Consider the following 18,952-nt stretch of genomic DNA (forward strand, 5'->3'; position numbering starts at 1 on the left):
GGGGCTTATCAGGCCCCGGTCCAGCGCTTGAGTACCAGAGTGGCGTTGGTGCCACCGAAGCCGAAGCTGTTGGACATGATCAGATCCACCGCCTGATCCAGGCGCTCGCGCAGGATCGGCAGGCCGGCGGCGTTCTCGTCCAGCTCCTCGATGTTGGCCGAGGCGGCAAGGAAGTTGTCACGCATCATCAGCAGGCAATAGATGGCTTCCTGCACACCGGCGGCGCCCAGGGAGTGGCCGGAGAGGCTCTTGGTCGAGCTGATCTTCGGTGCCTTGTCGCCGAACACTTCACGGATGGCCTTGAGCTCGGCCACGTCACCCACCGGGGTGGAAGTGCCGTGGGTGTTGAGGTAGTCGATGGTGCCGTCAACGGTGGCCAGGGCCTGCTGCATGCAGCGTACTGCGCCTTCGCCGCTCGGGGCTACCATGTCGTAGCCGTCGGAGGTGGCGCCGTAGCCAACCACTTCGGCGTAGATCTTGGCGCCGCGGGCCAGGGCGTGTTCCAGCTCCTCGACCACGACCATGCCGCCGCCGCCGGCGATGACGAAGCCGTCACGCTTGGCGTCGTAGGCACGGGAGGCCTTTTCCGGGGTGTCGTTGTACTGGGTGGACAGCGCGCCCATGGCGTCGAACAGCATGGACTGGCTCCAGTGCTCCTCTTCACCGCCACCGGCAAAGATCACGTCCTGCTTGCCCATCTGGATCTGCTCCATGGCCGCGCCGATGCAGTGCGCGCTGGTGGCACAGGCGGAGGAGATGGAATAGTTGACGCCCTTGATCTTGAACGGGGTAGCCAGACAGGCGGAGACGGTGCTGCCCATGGTACGCGGTACGCGATAGGGCCCGATCTTCTTCACGCCCTTGTCACGCAGGATGTCCACGGACTCCATCTGGTTCAGGGTGGAGGCGCCACCGCTGCCGGCGATCAGGCCGGTGCGTACGTTGCTGACCTGCTCCTCGCTCAGGCCGGCGTCGGCGATGGCCTGCTGCATGGACAGATAGGCGAAGGCGGCGGCATCGCCCATGAAACGCTTGATCTTGCGGTCGATGGCGGCGTCCAGGTCAATCTTCACGCTGCCGGAGACCTGGCTGCGCAGGCCCATTTCCGCGTATTCGGGGTTGTGGGTAATGCCCGACTTGCCCTCTTTCAGGCTGGCAGCAACGCTTTCCAGATCCTGGCCGAGGCAGGAGACGATGCCCATACCGGTAATCACGACGCGACGCATAGTGATGATCCTCAGAAACTATCAGTGGAAGTGAACAGACCCACCCGCAGACCTTCTGCCGTGTAGATCTCGCGGCCGTCAACCGCTACGCTGCCATCGGCGATACCCAGCGTGAGGGCCCGGTTGATGGTGCGCTTGATATGAATGGTGTAGGTGACCTTCTTCGCATCCGGCAGTACCTGACCGAAGAATTTCACCTCGCCGGAGCCCAGTGCGCGGCCGCGGCCCTGATAGCCGAGCCAGCCCAGGTGGAAGCCGACCAGCTGCCACATGGCGTCCAGGCCGAGGCAGCCGGGCATGACCGGGTCGCCTTCGAAATGGCACTGGAAGAACCACAGGTCTGGATGGATATCGAGCTCGGCAACGATCTCGCCCTTGCCGAAGCGGCCGCCAGTGTCGCTGATGTGGGTGATGCGATCGATCATCAGCATGTTGGGGGCGGGCAACTGTGCGTTACCGGGGCCGAATAGTTCGCCACGACTGCATTTGAGCAGTTCTTCCCGGGTATACGCATTCTGTTTTGACATAGAGGCTCCTGCTCTACCCCGTTCGGCGGGGCGCTATTGTTTCGGCATGGCGGGGGTTGATTGAGGATGAAACCGCCAGCGTTAGCTCAGACTATCAGGCGATGATGAAAGTCACACCTGCACGACAGGCGTTGAGGATACCTGTGATGGGGGCTGAGAACAAAAAAAGGTTCATTGCGGGTGATTCAAAATACGCGGCGACTCGTGGTTGTTCACATGTACGGGCATGATGGTTCTCAGGGAAAGACCTCGTTCACTGATTCGAGCTGTTGCTTGGGTGCAAGGCTTGCTGGGGTGCAGCGCCGCGCCGACACGCCGTGAATACTTCCCTGTAGGCTCGCGGTTTTCGTCCCTGAAAACCAACAGCTGCTCAGATGTTTCCGCCGGAGCGTTGGGACGCCTCCGGTACGACCGTTTGATGTCAGGGATGACATCAACGAGCCCACATGGACGTGTTCACGGCGTGTCGTAGCGGAGGCGTGCCAGCGCGGAGGCTTGCACTGACGCCGGCCCCATCAGATCCTGCAGCGGCCAGCCGGGGGCTCAGTCGAGCACCCCATATTGCGCCTGAAACTGATCACGCAGCTCCCGCTTGAGCACCTTGCCGATGGCGCTGCGGGGCAGTTCGTCGGTGATGATCACGCGGTTAAGGCGCTGGGTCTTGCCGACCTGGGCGTTGAACCACTGCAGAATGTCATCGGCGCTGATGCTGGTGCCCGGTTTGGGGACCACGTAGCCCACCGGGGTCTCGCCCCAGCTGGTGGACTGCACGCCTATCACGGTCACTTCCAGCAGGTCGGGGTGCTGGCGCAGCACCGCTTCCAGGTCGCTGGGGTAGATGTTGAAGCCGCCGCTGATGATCATGTCCTTGCGTCTGTCCATCAGCGTCAGGAAACCGTCCTCGTCGAAGCGGCCGACGTCGCCGGTGCGGATGAAGCGCTTGCCGGTGCTGTCGTACCACTCGGCTTCGGCGGTCTTCTCCGGTTTGTTCAGATAACCGGTCATCATGGCGACGGAATGACCTACCACCTCGCCGATCTCGCCGCGGGGCAGTTCATTGCCATCCTCGTCGATCACCCGCATGTCGTGGCCGTCGAGGGGGTGGCCGACGGTATGCAGCTTGTCCGGGTGCTGGTGGGCTACCAGCATGCAGGAGCCGCCACCTTCGGTCATGCCGTAGAACTCCACCAGACCGCCCGGCCACCGGGCCAGCACGTCGGCCTTGAGTTCGCCGTGGAAGGGCGCGCTGGTGCTGAACTTCATCTGGAAGCTGGACAGATCGTACTTGTCGAAGTCCGGGCGGGCCATGATGCGCTGGTACTGCACCGGCACCAGCATGGTATGGGTGGCGCGGTGCTCCTGGGCCAGCTCGAGGTAGCGCTGGGCGTCGAACCTGGCCATCAGCACCAGAGTGCCGCCCAGACCGATGGTCGGCAGGAAGGACACCAGGGTGGTGTTGGAGTACAGCGGGGTGGACATCAGGGTCACGCAGTCCGGGCCGTAGCCGAAGGCAATGCCGCGCTGGATGTGGGACCAGCGCATCAGGTGGTCGTGGACGATGCCCTTGGGCTCGCCGGTGGTCCCCGAGGAATAGATGACGTTGAACAGGGTCTGCGGGGTCAGTTCGACCGGGGCCGGCGGGGTGTCGGCCAGCCACTGGCTCAGGGCCGGGTGGGCGGGGCCGTCATCCAGGCTCAGCAGCGGAATGTCGATGCGCGGGGTCACCGGCTCCAGGGCGCGGGCCACCGCGGTGTCGACGAAGAACAGCCGGGCGGCGGAGTCGCGCAGCATGGTCAGCAGGCTGTCGTTGGTGGAGGAAGGCGCCAGGGGGGCGACCACCACGCCGGCGCGCAGCGCGGCCAGAAACATGACCACATAGGCAATGGAGTTGGCCGCGCAGATGGCGATGGCGTCACCGGGGCGCAGGCCGTCACGCTGCAGGGCGGCGACGGCGCGGTCTACCTGGCTGTTCAACTGGGCGTAGTTGAGCTGCTGTCCATCCTGGATGACCGCCGGATGCTCGGCCCGGTGCTGCGCATGCAGCGCCAGCAGTTGCGGCAGGGTGGTGAAGGGGGACTCCAGAGTGATCGGATAAACGGCTGTCGCAGTCATGGCGAGAGTACTTCCGTAAGCAGTTTCAGTGGGCCTCAAGTGTCTCGCTTCGGGGCAATGGAATCCATGCCCCGGTGCCGGCGGAATAATCCCTGATCAATCAGACTGATGCTGCGATTCGGAGCCGTCGAAACGGGCCAGCACCTGCTGCAGGGCCTTGCGGGTAACGGGTTTGGCGAGGAAGCCCTGCATTCCGGCCTGCTCGGCACGCTGGCGCGCTTCAGCCGAGGTGCTGGCGGTCACGGCGACGCAGGGCAGGGGCCGCAGGCCCAGTTGGCGACAGTGCTCTACATACCGGAGGTAGACCTCGTCGCCGTCCACATCGGGCAGCTGCAGGTCCATGAGGATCAGCGAGAACTGCTGACGCTGTTCCTGCAGCAGCTGCAGGGCCTGCTGCCCCTCGCTGACCATGACCACCGGCCAGTGCAGGTTGCGCAGCATGCCTTCCATGACCATCTGGTTGACCGGGTTGTCCTCCACCAGCAATACCGGCAGGGCGGCGGCCGGTATGACCGGCTCGCCATCGTTGCCAGCCACGCCGGCTTCCGCGGCAAGCTCCAGCGGGATGGACAGGGTGAAGCAGGAGCCCACTCCGGGCTGGCTGCTGGCCCGCAGGTGTCCGCCCATCTTGTGGGCCAGATTGCGGGCGATGGCCAGGCCCAGGCCGGTGCCACCGAAACGACGGGAGGTGCTGCTGTCTTCCTGCTGGAAGGCGTCGAACATCTGTTCCAGGCGGGCGCTGTCGATGCCTATCCCGGTGTCCATGACCTCGCATACCAGTTGCAGGCGCCGTTCCTCGGTGCTCTGCCAGCGTGCCCTGAGGCAGACGCTGCCCTGCTCGGTGAACTTGAGCGCGTTGCCCAGCAGGTTGACCAGCACCTGGCGCAGTCGAGTGGGATCGCCGATGACTACCGGGGCCTCGGGGGTGCCTTCGATGTCCAGCGACAGCGTCAGTCCACGCTGGCCGGCGGCATAGTCGAAGGCCTGGGTGGTACGCAGCAGCAGACGTGCCAGCTCGAAGCGGATGTGCTCGAGCTCGAAGGCATCGCGCTCGATACGGGACAGGTCGAGGATGTCGTTGATGATCTTCAGCAGGTGATCGGTCGATTCGCTGGCGACGCTGACGTACTCGCGCTGCTCCCCGCTGAGCTCCGTGGTGTCCAGCAGTTGCAGCATGCCCATGACGCCGTTGAGTGGCGTACGCAACTCGTGGCTCATCATGGCGAGGAAGTCCGATTTCGCCCGGCTGGCCTGTTCCGCCTGCTCCCGCGCGCTGACCAGTTGTGTCACGGTTTCCGACTGGCGTGCCTCAGCGGCCTGCAGGGTCGCTGCAAGGTGATTGAGGTTGCTCATCAGCTCGCCGATCTCGCTGTCCTCCCGCACCTGCAGGCGGGTGTCCAGATGCCCCTCCTGCAAGGCCCTGACCGCATTGCGCATGTCCACCAGGGGGCGGGCCAGGGCGCGGGCCAGACGCGTGGACAGCAGCAAAGCCGCAAGCAGGGCGACGGCACTGAACAGCAGACTGCGCATGAGGATGCCGCGTTGACGCTCGATGAAATGCTGATAGCTGAGGCTGACCGCCACGCTGCCCACCTGTTGTGGTGCGGTCGTGACCGAGTCGCTGTTGAGCAGGAAAAGGTCGTAGTACACCGGCACCTGCTGCCGCCGAATCTCGGCGGTGAAGGTGCGCAGGTGTCTTTCGTCAAGGTCCCCCTGGTGCAGCATGGCCAGGGATTGGCCGTGCTGGTCGAAGACCTCGATCCGCTGCACGTTGGCAATGCTCAGCGAGCTGGCTACCAGGTTCTCCAGCAGTGCCAGGTTGCCGGTGAGCACCGCATATTCGGTGGCCGGTGCCAGCTGGTCGGCAATCAGCTGGCCGGTGGTCTGCATTTCCTGATCCAGCGCGTCCAGCCGAACGTGGGTGAAGAAGGTCACCAGCAGCACGCCGAGCAGGGCGGCCGGGATCAGGGTGATCAGGATCAGGCGGCGCTGTATGCCACCGCGTTGCAGGAAATTCATGGTGTCTGGCTCTCCCTCATCCGGATGAGTCTCAGCAGCTGTGCGTCATCGGGCGGCGGCAGGCCGAGTGAGCGTGCGACCTGCGGATTGCTGAGTACCGAGTAATGTTGGGGGTAGTTCAGTGCGCCGTTCTGCCAGGGTTGCTGGAACAGCTGGTGTACGCTCATGGCCATGTCGCGCGGCGAGCTGTAGGTAGTGCTGAGACTGCCGGCGGCGATGAAGGGAGCAGATGGTCCGATCAGCACCCGGTTGCGGTTGTAACTGGTCAGCAGCAGGGACTTGATGGTGGTGGCATTGTAAATGTCGGGGTCGTCGATGCCGATGAGCACTTCACTGCTGTCGAGGACCCGGGACAGACCGCGCAGCAGCTCTCGCTGCTGGTGTACTTCGCTGGCAACCAGCCCCAGCCCCTGCTGGCGTGCGGCCTGGTGCCAGAGCGGCAGCTGCCATTGCTGGCCACTGCTGTGCAGCAGGCCGACGGTCTGCAGGCGCGGAATCAGCAGTTGCGCCAGCAGCAGCTGGCGTTCCGGCCTGGCACTGGCAAGCAATATCTGCACATGGTCCGGGTAGCTGGCGCCGGGCTCGAGTTGATCGAGGGTGACGTAGGTGGCGATGGTCGGCGTCCGCGAGGTCTGGGTCAGGCGCCATTGCAGTGCCTCCACCCCCATGGTGACGGCCAGGGGCGTGGAATCCAGATCCGGCAACTGGTCGATCTGCCGGCTGAGCACCTCCAGCTCCGGGTGCTGCTCCTGAAGTGTGGCGATGAAAGTGCGGGTCAGCTCGGTTTCCCGGGGCTTGATGACCAGCAGCCCCTCGGCCCGGACCTGCATGCAGAGCAGGCACAGCAGTACCAGCAGGCACAGCCGCCACGGCGTCATGGCCCGGTCATGCCTGTGAGTGAAGGCTGGCGACATTCCCTTGTCCCCGTGCAGGCATGGTTCAGAAATTCAGCTCGGCGCTGAGGTAATAGTGGCTGCGACTGTCAAATCGGTTCTCCTCCCAGGTCAGCGCCTCGTCGTCCAGTCGGTACTGCCAGGTCAGTGCCAGCGCCAGGCTGCTGCGGTCGGCGAGGGCAAACTGCTTCTCTATACGCGAGTCCAGGCGCTCGAAGCGCAGCTCGTTCAGATGGTCGGCACCATAGTAGATCAGGCTGGTGCGTATCTGCCCCGGCCATTCCCGCAGCCAGGCGGCACTGCCGGAGTGTCGGGCCGTCAGTCGTGAATCGCGCTTATTGCTGGCATCGAAGGCGATATAAGCATAGGTCAGACGCAGCCGATCCATGCTGCTGAACGCCCAGTCCAGTTCACCCTCGGCGCCCTTGAAGCGGATGCTGGAGCGGTTGTCGGGCCGGAAATCGTCTACTTTCAGCGGCTCGCTGTTCATGCCGGTGACGCGTTCCTGGAAGGCGCGCACATCCAGTTGCAGTCCCAGCAGGGGAAAGTGGCCGTTGTAACCGACCTCGTGGGAGCGCATGCGTTCCTGGTGCAGATCCCCGGGGCCGCGGGCCCAGCCGTAATGGGTCACCGGGCCGCTCAACGGACCGGTCACCTCGCGCAGCCGGTAGTGCCAGTTGGCATGATTCTCGTACATGTCGGGCGAGCGCACCGCTTCGGCATAGACCAGTCGCAGACTGTGCAGCGGCGCCAGGAAGAAATGGGTGGCCAGGCGTGGCGAGAAGGAGTCGCCGATCAGCTGCTCGTACTCGTACATGCCGCCGGCCTGGAACAGCCAGCGCTGATTCGGGCGATACTCCAGATTGCCGAACAGCTGGGTGACCTGATTGTCCACGGTGCCGTTGAAAAAGGTCTCGGAGCTGGCCCGGTCGTGGCGATAGCTGGCGCCGCTGAGCAGACGCAGTTCCGGGGTCAGCCGCAGGACATCCTGTATCTCCACATGGGTTCGGGTCTCGCGGATGTTCTCGTTGATCCGCCCACAGACCGGGTCACCGTTGTTGTAGAGCGGGACCTGGTCCCGTACCCGTGCGGCCAGTTCGGCCATCTGCGGCGTGTAGGCCTCGCCTTCGATACCCATGTAGTAATCGATATAGGAGTCCATGCTCTCGGTCTGGGTGCTCTCCAGATAGCTTCTGACCCGGCGCGCGGCGAGCTGGCTCAGGCCGCTGAGCTCAAGCAGAGCAGGCGAGAAGGCGACCGGCGACTCGCAGACCCGCCAGTCGCGCAGGCGCCCGGCATGCTGGGCGTAGGCCTGCACCTGCAATTGATGGTCGGGATTGATATCCAGCTTCCACAGGCCGAGGGTAGAGAAGTCCCGTCCCCGTATATCCGCATCGGGCTGATGGGCGGCGATGGCTTGGTCCAGGGGTTTGTCGAACTTGTTGTGATTGAAGTAGGTACTGAATTCGTAATAACTCTGGCGGCTGGCCTCGCTGGCCGCCATCTGCCAGTCCAGGGTCTGGTTCGGGGCCAGCTGCCAGGCATGGCGCAGATTGAAGCGGGTGGCGCGCATGCCGTCACGGTAGTCGTTGCCGCCCTTATCATGATCGAAGCCGTTGTCCTGCTGAGTTGACAGGCTCATGCGCCAGTTGTGCTGCAGCGATCCACCACTGTGGCTGGCATACACATCGCGTACGCCACGGGTACCCTGGGTGTACTTGAGGGTGGTGCCGTGGTTTTCCATCGGCAGACGGGTGACGATATTGATCACGCCCATCAGGGCATTGGCCCCGTAGGCGGCCGTGTTGGGGCCGCGAAAGACCTCGATGCGATCGATGTCCTCGATGGCCAGCGCCAGTTCGCTCCAGTCCACGGTGGCCAGGCCCGGCCGATAAACCGAGCGGCCATCGACCAGCACCTGCAGGCGCCGCGCCTCGGTAACGTTGGTGCCGTGCAGGTTGACGTTCATCTGGTTGCCCCGGCGATAGCCGACATGCATGCCCGGTACCAGCCGGAGAATTTCCGGGATATTGCGTGCGCCGCTGGCACGGATCAGTTCCCTGTCCAGCACCGTCATGCTGCCGGGGACATCCGCCGGCGCCTGTTTCAGGCGTGTCGCGCTGAGTACCGTCGGCAGCTCCAGCGGATCCAGGCTGTCAGCACAGAGGGGGTGGGCTGTCAGTCCCAGACACAGGGTCAGCAGCGCGGCGGCAGTTGGCGAGGAGGGTGTTGGCATGGGAGTTTCTGGGTTGGTTTCACAATGCTGGCATGGTAACGGCACGCTCCGGTTTTTTCATCATCGCTTCGCTGTTATCGTTGACGAACATATACTGTTGGCTGTTCAACAGTCTCAAAGGAATTTGCATGAGCGACCTAAAGGTACCCGTGACTGTCCTGGGTGGAGGCAGTTTTGGTACCACCCTGGCGAATCTGTTGGCGGGTAACGACGTGCCCACCAGACTCTGGCTGCGTGACGAGGAACAGGCTGCCTCCATGCGCGCCAAGGGCGAGAACGCGCGCTATCTTCCGGGCGTCCGGCTGGATCCGCGGCTGGTCATCACCAGTGATGCCGAGGAGGCCCTGAAGGATGCACAGCTGGTATTCCTGGCCATTCCCAGCGGTGCATTCCGCAGTGTGCTGCAGCAGCTGGCTCCCCTGCTCAGCGGCAAGGGGCTGATCAGCACTACCAAGGGCATTGAGCAGCCCGGTTTCCTGATGATGAGTCAGATCGTCGAGCAGGAAGTGCCCGGGGCGCCGGTGGCCGTTCTGTCCGGCCCCAATCTGGCGCGGGAAATGGCCGCCGGCGCCCTGACCGCCACCGTGATCGCCAGTGATGACCCGCAGCTCAATGCCCGGGTGCAGGCGGTGCTCGGCTGTCCCAGCCTGCGGGTCTATGCCAGTGCCGACCGCTACGGGGTAGAGCTCGGCGGCGCGCTGAAGAATGTCTACGCCATCATCTCCGGCATGGCCGCCGCCATGGGCGTGGGGGAGAACACCCGCAGCATGCTGATTACCCGGGCACTGGCGGAAATGACCCGCTTCGCGGTGCACATGGGTGCCAACCCCATGACCTTCCTCGGTCTGGCCGGTGTGGGCGACCTGATAGTGACCTGCACCTCGTCGATGTCACGCAACTATCAGGTAGGCTACGCCCTGGGGCAGGGGCACAGCCTTGAGGAAAGCGTGGCGCGCCTCGGCCAGGTGGCCGAAGGGGTGAATACCCTGCGGGTGCTGCGTCAGAAATCCGAGGAGGAGGGCGTGTACATGCCGCTGGTGGCCGGGCTGCATGCCATCATCTTCGAGCAGCAGCCACTGCAGGAAGTCATCGGCCGCCTGATGAGTGCCGAGCAGAAACATGATGTGGAGTTTTCCGCCTTCATGCCCCGTCGTGCAACCGACAAGGAGCAGCAATGAATCGTTTCACCGATAACCTCACCGATCCCGACTTCTGGCTGCGGCTGGTCTACACGCTGCTGTTTGCGCTCGCCTGGCAGGTGGTCGAGCTGCTGTTGGCCGTCATCCTGGTATTGCAGATCGGTTTCCGGCTGTTCTCCGGCCGGGCCAATCCGGAGCTGGCCGGGTTCGGCAACAGCCTGTCGCAGTATGCCTGGCAGATGGGCCGCTACGTCACCGGCGCCAGTGAAGTGAAGCCCTGGCCCTTCCTCGAGTGGCCGGCGGCCGATGCGGAATGGCAACCACGCCCGCCCGCCGGTCCGGTCACTGTGGAGCCGGTGGCGCCTGCAACTGCACCCCAGACCGCAGCGCCGACCCAGGCCGATCCCGTGGCTGAGGTAGTTCAGCCAGAGCCACCGCTGGTGCACCCCCTGCCGGAGGATGAGCAGGACGAGCCCGGCGCGGAGGACAGGCCCGCATCATGAAGCTCTGGGTTCTGCGCCATGGCCAGGCTGAAGCCCGCGCGGTCACCGATGCCCAGCGCCCGCTGACCGAAACCGGTCGCCAGGAAGCCCTGCGGATGGGCGAGCATCTGCAGGGTGAGACGCTGGAGGTGATACTGGCCAGTCCCTACCTGCGGGCGCAGCAGACGGCCGAGCTGGTACGCCAGTGTATCGGTCTGCGCCGGGCTGTGGTCACCGTGGACTGGGCCACTCCCGATGATGATCCGCTGGCGGTTCTGGACCGCCTGGCCGAGCGTTCCGAGAGCAATATCCTGCTGGTCAGCCATCAGCCCCTGGTCGGGACGCTGCTGAGCCTGGCGGTGGACGGGCATCGCCGGGGCCATTATCCGATGCCGACAGCGGGGCTGGCCTGCCTGGAGATGCCGCTACCCGCGCAGGGGGTGGCGACGATGCTGGAATTGACCAACCCGACCAGCCTGGCTGGTCAGTGAAGCGCCGAGGCGCTTCGGTCCGATAACAAGACAGAGAAAAGGACAGGGGGGCAGCGCATGGGACAAGAGAGTAGGGGAGTGCTGCCCGTGCTCGAGGACTTCTTCCGCCATGAGCGTGAGCAGCCTGATCGCATCTATCTGGTACAGCCGCTGGCCGAAGGCCGCAAGCAGGAGCTGAGCTGGGCCGAGGTGGGCGACCAGGTGCGGCGCTTCGCCGGCTGGCTGTTGCAGCAGAAATTGCCGCCGCGCAGCCACATCGCCATTCTTTCCAAGAACTGTGCCCACTGGATCATTGCCGACCTGGCCATCTGGATGGCCGGGCACGTGTCCGTGCCCCTGCAACCGACACTGTCACCTCCCGCTCTGCGGCAGATCGTCGAGCATGCGCAAACGCGCATGGTCATCGTCGGCAAGCTGGATGACTGGCAGGAGCTGCGCAGCGGCCTTCCCGTCAGTCTGCCCTGGGTGGGCCTGCCGCTGGCCCCGCCGGACCCGGAGCTGATTCCCTGGGCGCGGTTGCAGGAGGAGTCCGCGCCGCTGCAGGAGGCGGTACCGCGTGATCGCGGGGAGCTGGCCACCATCATGTACAGCAGCGGCACCACGGGACTGCCCAAGGGCTGCATGCTGAGTTTCGACAGCATGTATTTTGCGGCGAAGAACTATCTGCGGCTGTTTCTGACGACGGAGACGGATCGCGTGCTGTCCTGGCTGCTGCTGTCACACATAGCCGAGCGCCAGTTCATCGAAATGCAGTCACTGCTGTCGGGAATGACGGTGTATTTCGCCCACAGCCGTGCGAGTTTCATCCGCGACATCCGCCGCGCCCGTCCCACGCTGTTTCTCGGCACCCCGGCCACCTGGCACCAGATCCGTCAGGGTGTGCAGCAGCAGATGCAGCAGCGCATGCTCAACCGCGCCCTGGTCATCCCCCTGATACGCAAGCGCGCAGCGTTGAGGATGCTCGATCAGACCGGGCTGAATCAGGTGCGTTTTGCCGTGGTGTGTGGCGACACCACGCCGACCCAGACCATGGACTGGTATCACCGTATCGGGGTCCGCTTGTTCGAGATCTACGGCCTGACCGAAAACTGCGGCTATTCCCATGTGGGGCGCCCCGGCCGGTTCCGACCCGGCTGGTGCGGCCTGCCCAACCCGGGGGTTGAATGCCGCATCGATGAACAGGGCCAGCTGCTGGTGCGCAGTCGGGCCACCATGCTGGGCTACTTCAAGAATCCGGCGCGCACCGCCGCGGTGCTGGATGCGGACGGATTCCTGCAGACCGGTGACCGGGGCGAGATCGACCAGGAGGGGTTTCTGCGGCTGAGCGGGCGCATGACCGATCTGTTCCATACCTCCGATGGTCGTCTGGTGGTCCCGCAGCCCATCGAACAGGAACTGCTCACGCATCCGCTGGTCGAGTATGCCTGTGTGGTCGGCCAGGGGCTGCCCCAGCCCCTGGCCCTGCTGACGCTGACCGAGCAGGCCCGCCAGCTGCCCCATCACGAGGTGGAGCGCGAGCTGGAAGCCCTGCTGCAGAGGGTCAATCGGGAGATATCGCGTCACGAACAGCTGGCCTGCATGGTCGTGATCAGTGATGCCTGGCACCGGGATGCGGAGGCGACCACGGCTACCATGTTGCTGCGCCGCGGGGTGATCCGTGCGCGCTACCACGAGTTTCTGGGGGACTGGCTGGTCAGCGGCAGTACCATCGTCTGGCAGTGACAGGTCTCCGGTGCGGGGGCATTATGTGCGGCCATTCACGTCGCGCCGGACGCTTGTAGCTGGCCTGCGGCGCCTCGTACATTCGCAACCGACATCACTGACGCAGAACGGACATCATGGGAAGTCATGAAATACGCTTCAGCCTGCCCGCCATCGAAATCGCGGGCAAGGTGTGGGGAAAGCCGGGGGAGCTTCCGGTCATCGGCCTGCATGGCTGGCTGGATAATGCCGCCACCTTCGACCGCATAGGGCCACAGCTCAACAACGTGCATCTGGTGGCGCTGGATCTGCCCGGCCATGGGCTGTCGGGGCATCTGCCCGCTGGCGGCTACAGCCTCTGGCAGCAGGCGGCGACGGTGCTGCAGGTGGCGGATGAGCTGGGCTGGAAACGCTTTGCGCTGCTCGGCCATTCCATGGGCGGCATCATCAGCTGCATCCTCTCCGGCAGCCTGCCGGACCGGGTCATAGGCGCGGCCATGATCGACGGCATTCTGCCGGTCACCGGCGAGGCCCGGGATGCGCCGGCGCAGATGGCGCGATTCTTCAAGGCCAGCCAGGCGCTGGCGCACAAGCGCAAGCCGATCTACGACAGCCTGGATAAGGCGGTCACGGCCCGGGTGCTGGGGGGCGCCTCGCGCATCTCCCGCGATGCCGCCGCCTGCCTGGCGGAACGGGGGTTGATGCCGGAGCAGGGCGGCTGGACCTGGCGCACCGACCCCCAGCTGATGCTGCCCTCACCCATGCGTCTGACTGCCGAGCACGCGGTGGCCTTTGCCGAGGCCATCACGACACCTACCTGCCTGGTCCTGGCCAGCGAGGGGGTGATGGCAAGGCGCGAGCTGCTGCTGGAGCGGATCGACAGTTTCGAGCATATCCAGACCCATCGCCTTGAGGGCGGGCACCATCTGCACCTGGAGGAAGCGGCGCCGGCGGTTGCAACAATTATCGACACCTTTTTCCGCAGTCTCACTTGACCCTCGCAGGCGGCTGGGCAAGTCTGGGGGAGCGGGACAAACCCGGTCCCCACAGCACATGGATCACGATCGGGACCGCTGCATACCCGAGCCCCCTGGATGAGGAAATTTGATGCATTTGTCTAACAGGAATCGCCGATGGTGGCGCCGTTCACTGGTCACTGGAGCGCTGCTGGCTGTCGCCGCGACCGGCGCCGGTGCCGCCGAAGGCCTGGCGATCGAACCTTTCCCCCGCGCCGAAGTGGCTCGGGAGCGCGTGCAGCAGGCCAGCGAACACCGGGTGGTCATCGGCAATATCCGCAGGATCAACAATCAGGTGCGCGCCGAGCGGGAGCTGCAGGTGGTTGGCGAGCTGATCCGCGTGTCCTGGCGCATCCCCGCCGGTCACAGTGCCCGTGAGGCACTGGGATATGCGGTTGAGCAGCTGCAGCAGCATCCGCACACCACGCTGTTCTTCTGCGAGGGCAGGGAGTGCGGCAGCAGCAGTCTCTGGGCCAATCAGGTGCTGGATTATTCCCGGCTCTACGGGCCGGAGGACAACCAGCTGTATCTGGCCCTGCGCCTGGATGATCAGCCCCAGCGCTTCATCAGCCTCTATGCCATTACCCGGGGCAACCAGCAGGTCTACCTGCACATGGATCAGCTGACCCCCGAGCAGCCGGTGACCGAGGTGCTCTATCCCACGGCAGCGACCCTGGGCAAGATACTCAATGCGGAGAATGAACTGCTGCTGCCGGATGCCTCCGTCGGGGACGACGAGCAGGCCGCGGCCTGGCTGGATCTGGTGACCCGCATGCTGCGCTCGGATATCCGGCTGCGGGTTCAGGTAGATGGCGCGCGGGCCCCGGAGTTCGTCGAGGGGCTGGTGGAAAGGGGTATCAGCAGCCAGCGCCTGGACATCGGCAAGCCCGAGCCGGCTGACAGCATTCGCCTGGAGAAGCGCTGACTCCTCGGGCGATCCCTGCCCCCGTCAGGCCGCGCCTACTTGCGTCGGCGCGGCTTCAGCACCAGTCGATCGGGTAGAGCCTGAATGCCCAGCCAGTCGAACAGCTGCGCGCGGTAGTTGCCCTGGGCAAACAGCTGCGCCTGATCGGCATAGTGGCGGTCCAGCGGGTTGCCGGACTGGCCCATGGGGCTGATGCCCAGCGAGGCGGCCGGCTCGGCCAGGTCGATCAGGCGGCGGGTCGAGGGGCCGGCGATGACGTCGTACTGCGCCCCGCCGAGATTGAATACCATGTTGTTCAGGCTGCCCGTGGTGCCGTTGATGGCTACCCGTTCGCTGTTCAGTCGACCGCCCAGGGGCAGCTTGTCCGCCAGCGGGTGCTTGTGCTGCAGGCTGGCCAGCTGGTCCCAGGTCCATTTCTGCGGGTCGTTGCCCAGGGCGTCGCTCAGGGACTCCAGTGTCCGTACCCAGGCCTGCTCGATGGAAGCCTGACGGCCGTCCATGCTCGGCTGCTGCCGGTTGTCCCACCAGGGAGAGGCGGGCTTCCAGTAGAGGCTGGCGAGCGACTTGCGGGCCATGAAGGTGTCGCGGAAGTGGCTGTAATGCTCACCCAGTTCGTCGGCGAACAGGGCTTCCATCAGGTTGTCTTCCCAGCGCTGGTAGATGAGCGCGGCGGCGCTGCCCGCCTGGAAATTTCCATCCCAGTCCGTGAGCAGTTGTCGGGCGGCATCCGCCAGGGTGCGCTGCTTCTCCGCAAACAGGCCGTTGTCGAGCAGGGGCAGGGCATCCTTGATCATCGCCAGGGCGTGGGCACGGTGACTGTCCAGCTGCATTGCCTTGAAACGGGAGAAATCGAACTTTTCACCGCCGGCCAGCAGCGCTTCCAGACGCTCGGCACGCTCCGCCGGGGCATAGTAACCGGGCAGGGCGCGGCGCGGGTTGTTGCCCGGGTAGGGGCTGTTGGCGTTGTACAGATAGCCACTGGGCGGGTTGACCAGCCTGGGGTTGGAGGCAAAAGGCTGATAACCGAGAAAGTCATGCTGCCGATTGGCCCCATCGAGCAGGGTGAAGCTGTTGTTGCTCAACGGCCAGCGCTTCAGGCGCCCGGTGGCCCACATGGCAATGTTGTCATCGACGTCGGCATAGATCACGTTGAGCCCCGGTGACCAGTGCAGGGCGGCGGCGGCTTCGAACTCCGCGATGCTGGTGGCCCGGGAGTACCGGTAGAAGGCTTCGGTGGAATCGCTGCCCGGGGTCAGGAAGGTCCAGAACAGGCTGACCGGCGGTGTCGGCGTGGCACCTTCGGCCTGGGATGCCAGGACCAGGTCATCGTTGATGATGGGGCCATGCCGGGAACTGCGCAGACGGATGAGCCGGTCCTCCTTGTTGCGCACCTTGATGACCTCCTCGTGCACCTCCAGATCCTGCCAGCGATTGCCGACGCGCACCTGCATCGGGTTGTCCGGATTGACCTGTTCGCGATAGAAGTCGATCTCGTCATTCATCAGCATGGTCAGGCCCCAGGCGTGGTGCGGCGTATGTCCCAGCAGGGGGAAGGGCAGGCCCGCAAGGAAGTGACCGTACACCTCATGTTCCGGGGTGCGGATGTGGGCTTCGTACCACACTGCCGGTACCGCAAAGCCGATATGCGGGTCGTTGGCCAGCAGCGGCTTGCCGCTGGCGCTCAGCTGTCCGCTCACCGCCCAGGCATTGCTGCCGTGGAACTGGCCCACAGGCAGGTAGGACTGCACCTGTGCCAGCTGGTCCAGCAGTGGGGCCAGCGGGGTATCGGTCTGGCCCGGAAGGATCCGTGCCGAACGGCTGGGGGAGGTGTCCGGAAGTCCGGGCAACAGCTCCTGGGCGTGGCGCTCGCCCAGGGTGCCGCGTACATGATCGATGAGCGCGTCGGTACGGAAGGCCTCGGCGAAGGAGTAGGCCATGTAGCCCATTACATGGGCGATATCCTCGGGGCTGAAATGATCGGGGCGGGTCAGCAGCAGACGGTATTCCACCGGAATGCGGCCCTGATCGATGTACTGATTGATGCCGTCCTGGTAGGCGAGGATGAGCTGCACATGGGGCTTGTCCGCGTTCTCCCGCAGATACTGGGCGTACTGCCGTGCGTGACGGCTGATGCCCAGGGTGCGGAAGAACTTGTCGGTGGCGTAGCTTTCCTGGCCGAACAGCTCGGACAGGCGGCCACCGCCCACGCGGCGCAGCAGGTCCATCTGGAACAGCCGGTCCTGGGCGTGCAGATAACCCAGTGCCCGATAGGCGTCCAGATCAGTGCGCGCGTCGATGTGAGGAACGCCCCAGGCGTCGAAGTACACCTGCACCTCATGCTGCAGATGCTTCAGGCGCAGACTGCCGCTGCGCTGGACTTCTGCGGTATGCACTACCCAGTGGCCCACAGCCACCACGGCGATGGCGATAATGAGCAGGGCTGCAATGATTTTCAAACGGAACAGGGTGCGACGCTGGATCACGATGGGCCTTGTAGCAGAGAATGACAACGGAACGGGAGATCATGCTGAGAGACTGATCCGTCGTCAATCGGGATTGAAGCCGGGAGGCAGGAAATGACGAAAAGCGTTGCGCTGGTGCTGGGCAGCGGAGGAGCCAGGGGCTATGCCCATATCGGCGTCATCGAGGAGATCGAACGGCGCGGCTACTCCATCGAGTGCATCGCCGGCTGTTCCATGGGCGCCGTGGTCGGCGGTATCTACGCTGCCGGCGGGCTGCCGGCCTACCGCGACTGGGTGTCCGGACTGGCCTATCTGGATGTGCTGCGGTTGCTGGATTTCGGCTTCGGCAATCTGGGCGCCATCCGCGGCGAGCGAATTTTCGGTCGCATCCACGAGATGCTCGGGGAGATCGATATCGAGGATCTGCGCATTCCCTTCACCGCAGTGGCCACGGACCTGACCAACCAGCAGGAGGTATGGTTCCAGCAGGGCTGTCTGCACCAGGCAATGCGCGCCTCGGCGGCCATTCCCAGTCTGTTTGCGCCGGTGCGCCAGGGTAGCCGGGTGCTGGTGGACGGGGGCCTGCTCAACCCCCTGCCGATCAACCCGGTGGTGTCGGCGCACTGCGACCTGATCATGGCGGTCAATCTCAACGCCAGCTCCAACGGTTACACGCTGCCGGTCATCCCCCGACCGGCGCCGATCCGCCAGCAGCTTGAGGGCTGGATGGACTCCCTGCGTCTGCGCAATCTGCTCAGCTGGCACAGCGAGGAAGAAGAGGGTGAGACGCTGCAGAAGCTCGAGTATCAGGCCGAGGACGAACCGGTGGCCAGGGCGGTCGAGCGGCGCAGCGAAGACGAGGGCAAACCGGTGCGCACGGACATCCAGGTCGGTCCGGCGAGCATGCTGGAGCTGATCAACCTGTCATTCGAGACCATGCAGACCTCACTGACGCGCTACAAGATCGCCGGGTATCCTCCGGATGTGGTTTTCGACGTGCCCAAGCGCCTGTGCCGCTTCTTCGAATTCCAGCGGGCGCCGGAGCTGATCGAACTCGGACGCATCGTCGCCCGGGACACCCTGGACCGCTTCGAGGCCGGCGAGCACTAGTCGTCGCGGCCTTCCAGCATTTCCCGGCGCAGCAATACGTATACCGAACCCGTACCGCCATGGCGGGGCAGGCACGAGGTGAAGGCCAGTACCTTGGGGTGCTGGCGCAGCCAGGTGTTCACATGGCTCTTGAGAATGGGCTTGCGACCGTCCTTGCGCTGGGCCTTGCCGTGGGTGATGCGCACGCAGCGCACCTCGATGCGGGTCGCCTCATCGATGAATTCCCAGAGCAGGTCCCGGGCCCGGTCCACCGTCATGCCGTGCAGGTCGATGCTGCCGTCAAAGGGGATCTGCCCCGATTTCAGCCGGCGCAGCTGGCTGTCCTGCACTCCGTTGGCGGCCCAGGCCAGCTCCTCTTCGGGATGGACATCGATAACGAACTGGTCGGACAACCCGTCCACCCGAATGGCCTGCTTGCCCTCGACGGCACGCGCTCGACGGCTCTGCAGCTGGGCAGGGTCCACGCGGGGTTTGCCGGTATCGGCCTGATCGACCTGAATGGGTCTGACGCCCTGGGTAGCCTGGCGGAACAGCTCCAGTTCGTCGGCGTCGTCCTGATCCTGGTTCATGGAAAGATCTGCCCTGTGCAACGGAATCGAGGCAGGCAGTTTAC

The 18,952-nt window shown here is 64.6% G+C and carries 15 protein-coding genes; 7 read left to right on the forward strand and 8 right to left on the reverse strand.

All coding sequences use genetic code 11. The features are described from left to right. Window positions 1-8: 8 nt before the first annotated feature. The 6 genes from fabB to BM046_RS07650 all read right to left on the reverse strand — a co-directional run bounded on the left by fabB (window position 9) and on the right by BM046_RS07650 (window position 9,013). Window positions 9-1,226 (reverse strand): beta-ketoacyl-ACP synthase I, encoded by a 1,218-nt coding sequence (gene fabB, locus BM046_RS07625; protein WP_090538504.1) that lies wholly within the window; start codon window positions 1,224-1,226, stop codon window positions 9-11. A gap of 11 nt (window positions 1,227-1,237) precedes the next feature. Next, complete coding sequence (gene fabA / locus BM046_RS07630; RefSeq protein ID WP_090538505.1) at window positions 1,238-1,753, reverse strand: 3-hydroxyacyl-[acyl-carrier-protein] dehydratase FabA; 516 nt, start codon at window positions 1,751-1,753, stop codon at window positions 1,238-1,240. Window positions 1,754-2,296: 543 nt separating this feature from the next. Continuing rightward, window positions 2,297-3,865, reverse strand: a complete 1,569-nt coding sequence (locus tag BM046_RS07635) for a class I adenylate-forming enzyme family protein (protein ID WP_090538506.1) — start codon at window positions 3,863-3,865, stop codon at window positions 2,297-2,299. 96 nt (window positions 3,866-3,961) lie between these two features. Continuing rightward, window positions 3,962-5,884: an ATP-binding protein gene (locus BM046_RS07640; RefSeq protein WP_090538507.1), complete on the reverse strand. Its 1,923-nt coding sequence runs from the start codon at window positions 5,882-5,884 to the stop codon at window positions 3,962-3,964. Next, window positions 5,881-6,798: a hypothetical protein gene (locus tag BM046_RS07645; RefSeq protein WP_143084167.1), complete on the reverse strand. Its 918-nt coding sequence runs from the start codon at window positions 6,796-6,798 to the stop codon at window positions 5,881-5,883. The genes BM046_RS07640 and BM046_RS07645 overlap by 4 nt, the downstream gene beginning before the upstream one ends. 25 nt (window positions 6,799-6,823) lie before the next feature. Then, entirely contained in the window at window positions 6,824-9,013 is a 2,190-nt protein-coding gene (locus BM046_RS07650; RefSeq protein WP_090538509.1) for a TonB-dependent receptor plug domain-containing protein, read from the reverse strand. Window positions 9,014-9,141: 128 nt separating this feature from the next. Here BM046_RS07650 and BM046_RS07655 point away from each other — a divergent pair, with 128 nt between their 5' ends. The 6 genes from BM046_RS07655 (at window position 9,142) to BM046_RS07680 (ending at window position 14,767) form a co-directional block, all read left to right on the forward strand. Next, window positions 9,142-10,191: an NAD(P)H-dependent glycerol-3-phosphate dehydrogenase gene (locus BM046_RS07655; RefSeq protein WP_090538510.1), complete on the forward strand. Its 1,050-nt coding sequence runs from the start codon at window positions 9,142-9,144 to the stop codon at window positions 10,189-10,191. Beyond that, window positions 10,188-10,655 carry a DUF4389 domain-containing protein gene (locus BM046_RS07660; protein ID WP_090538511.1) on the forward strand — a complete coding sequence of 156 codons (468 nt, stop codon included), beginning with the start codon at window positions 10,188-10,190 and terminating at the stop codon, window positions 10,653-10,655. The genes BM046_RS07655 and BM046_RS07660 overlap by 4 nt, the downstream gene beginning before the upstream one ends. Next, the gene (gene sixA / locus BM046_RS07665; RefSeq protein WP_090538512.1) at window positions 10,652-11,125 is read left to right on the forward strand and encodes a phosphohistidine phosphatase SixA; all 474 of its coding nucleotides are present in this window, start codon (window positions 10,652-10,654) and stop codon (window positions 11,123-11,125) included. Before BM046_RS07660 ends, sixA begins: the two co-directional genes overlap by 4 nt. A 57-nt stretch (window positions 11,126-11,182) precedes the next feature. After that, window positions 11,183-12,847 (forward strand): AMP-binding protein, encoded by a 1,665-nt coding sequence (locus BM046_RS07670; protein WP_090538513.1) that lies wholly within the window; start codon window positions 11,183-11,185, stop codon window positions 12,845-12,847. A 116-nt stretch (window positions 12,848-12,963) separates the two neighbouring features. Next, window positions 12,964-13,821 (forward strand): alpha/beta fold hydrolase, encoded by an 858-nt coding sequence (locus BM046_RS07675; RefSeq protein ID WP_090538514.1) that lies wholly within the window; start codon window positions 12,964-12,966, stop codon window positions 13,819-13,821. A gap of 112 nt (window positions 13,822-13,933) precedes the next feature. Beyond that, window positions 13,934-14,767 (forward strand): DUF4892 domain-containing protein, encoded by an 834-nt coding sequence (locus tag BM046_RS07680; RefSeq protein WP_090538515.1) that lies wholly within the window; start codon window positions 13,934-13,936, stop codon window positions 14,765-14,767. Between the two features lie 35 nt (window positions 14,768-14,802). Here BM046_RS07680 and BM046_RS07685 read toward each other — a convergent pair whose 3' ends face one another. Beyond that, entirely contained in the window at window positions 14,803-17,250 is a 2,448-nt protein-coding gene (locus BM046_RS07685; protein WP_177197817.1) for a penicillin acylase family protein, read from the reverse strand. 93 nt (window positions 17,251-17,343) lie between these two features. On the opposite strand from BM046_RS07685, the gene BM046_RS07690 reads away from it, so the two are divergent. Further along, the gene (locus BM046_RS07690; protein WP_090538517.1) at window positions 17,344-18,339 is read left to right on the forward strand and encodes a patatin-like phospholipase family protein; all 996 of its coding nucleotides are present in this window, start codon (window positions 17,344-17,346) and stop codon (window positions 18,337-18,339) included. Here BM046_RS07690 and BM046_RS07695 read toward each other — a convergent pair. After that, entirely contained in the window at window positions 18,336-18,908 is a 573-nt protein-coding gene (locus BM046_RS07695) for a Smr/MutS family protein (protein ID WP_090538518.1), read from the reverse strand. The two genes, BM046_RS07690 and BM046_RS07695, sit on opposite strands and share 4 nt — an antisense overlap. Window positions 18,909-18,952: the final 44 nt, after the last annotated feature.

The organism is Halopseudomonas formosensis (assembly GCF_900115905.1).
Classification (GTDB): domain Bacteria; phylum Pseudomonadota; class Gammaproteobacteria; order Pseudomonadales; family Pseudomonadaceae; genus Halopseudomonas; species Halopseudomonas formosensis.